Genomic DNA, 1,876 nt, shown 5'->3' on the forward strand with positions numbered 1-1,876 from the left:
CGCTGCGACATTGACCGCGGCGGGACGGTCGGTCTGCTGCGCCGCTGCCGACATGGCGAGCGGGAAGAGCGCCGACGAACCGACACCGATCAGGGCAAAGCCGAGATAGGCGACCCAGGCTGCGGGCGCGAGGAAGGCGAGCAGCACGCCGATGCCCAGCACCGAGAGCAGCACTCGAGCCACAACGACCGGGCTGAAACGCTCGACAAAGCCATCGGCAAAGAACCGTGCTACACCCTGCGAACCGGCAACGGTCGCCACGGCAAGGCCGGCCCAGAAGGGTTCGGCATTGAAGAGATTGCGCATGTAGATGGCCGACCAGTCGATGCCCGCGCCTTCCATCAGCATGGCCGAAAGGCAGACGCCGACCAGCGCCATGATGGTCGCGGTGGGCCTGGCAAAGCGCGGCGCTTCGTCGGTGCTGGTGCCCGTGCGGTGCGGCGCCGGTTCGAAACGGCCAAGAACAGTCATGGTGGCGACGATGATCACCGGGATCATGATCATCAGGTGATAATGCACTTCGAGCCCGGCCTGGGCGATGAAGGAGCCGACAAGGCCCGCAGCGAAGAAGCCGAGGCTCCAGAACGCGTGCGCGCGGCTCATGATGCGGCGGCCGATGACGTGCTCGACGCGGTCGGCCTCGACATTGATGATGACTTCGATGCCGCCGATGGTCAGGCCCACCGGCAGCAGCAGCAGGAAGAAGGCAAGCGGGGATTGTGCCCAACTGGCCAGCGCATAGAGCGCCGAGAGCAGCGGAATGGCGGTGAGCAGCACCCGGCGATAGCCGATGGTTTCAACGATACGGCCGGCAAAGGTCAGAGAGATCAGCGTGCCGACGGCCGAGCCGATCAGCGCCAGGCCGAGCGCACCTTCGCCGACGCCCATGGCGGACTGGATATCGGGCAGGCGCGGGAAAATGCTGCCCATGGCAAAGGAATATATGAAAAACGCCCCGAAGACCTTGATCTGGGGCGGCAGCTCAATGCCGAATCGCATGATGGGAAAATGCTCAAAAGATCAGTCGACCGCGACGCTAGGCGATTTCCGGGACGAGTGAAATAGGGCGCTCTCAACGCGCAATGGGTTTATTGCAACGTTTGCATTGCTGCCACAGGCGGCGGTGCGCTGAAGAAATCGTCGCGCAGCACCGAGACGCCATCAAGGACATTGCGGACGATCTCGAGCCGCCGAAACGGTCCGCCGACCCGGTTGATCACGGGGTTTGGTTTCAGCGTGGCAACGCGGTTGCGCCGGTCGGGGCCGAAATAGCCGGCGGTCTCGTAAAACACCATGTTCTGACCGATCTGCCGGTTGAGCCGGTCGCGCAGTTTCGAGGCCGATTGGGGCAGCGCCACGATATCGTCGAACCCCATATTGATGCAGGCCATGGTGGTTTCGATCGAGGGATCCTCGGCGCAATAGACCATGGGCGAAAAGCGGATGCCGCGCGAGGATGAGAAGCGGATCGCATCGGCGATGGGCCGAAGGCTTCTGATGTCGGGCACGGCCGAAAACAGGAAATAGCAGACCGGGGTTTCGCCCGATTGCTGTTCCACCTGGCTGAGCCCGCGATAGCTCGAAACGCCGGCAAAGCCGATTGACCCCGCCAGCTCGTAAAGCGTCGACCAGGCCATGTCCTGTGGCCCGACGACATAGGCGTATGCCTTCATAGCACCGCTATCCCTGCTGCATTCCCAGGCCGGAATGCTAGGGGCAAGCTCCTAAGATGGCGCTAACGCGAGGGTCGGGGCTTACCCCTCACGCGGCTTTTCCCCGCGAAAAAGCGCGCCATGCCCGTGCATCAGCGCAGCGATCCGGTCATTGACCACCCGCACTGCCGGGCTATGGCGCTCCTCGTGGTGGCAGACCAGCC

The 1,876-nt window shown here is 63.4% G+C and carries 2 protein-coding genes; both read right to left on the reverse strand.

From position 1 onward, the window contains the following. Nucleotides 1-999: MFS transporter (locus tag J0I64_RS08660; protein ID WP_291407183.1), on the reverse strand; the 999-nt coding region annotated here is incomplete at its 3' end. An 89-nt stretch (nucleotides 1,000-1,088) separates the two neighbouring features. Then, nucleotides 1,089-1,673: a hypothetical protein gene (locus J0I64_RS08665; protein WP_291407184.1), complete on the reverse strand. Its 585-nt coding sequence runs from the start codon at nucleotides 1,671-1,673 to the stop codon at nucleotides 1,089-1,091. Nucleotides 1,674-1,876: the final 203 nt, after the last annotated feature.

It is taken from the genome of Devosia sp., from assembly GCF_017307565.1.
Taxonomy (GTDB): Bacteria; Pseudomonadota; Alphaproteobacteria; order Rhizobiales; family Devosiaceae; genus Devosia.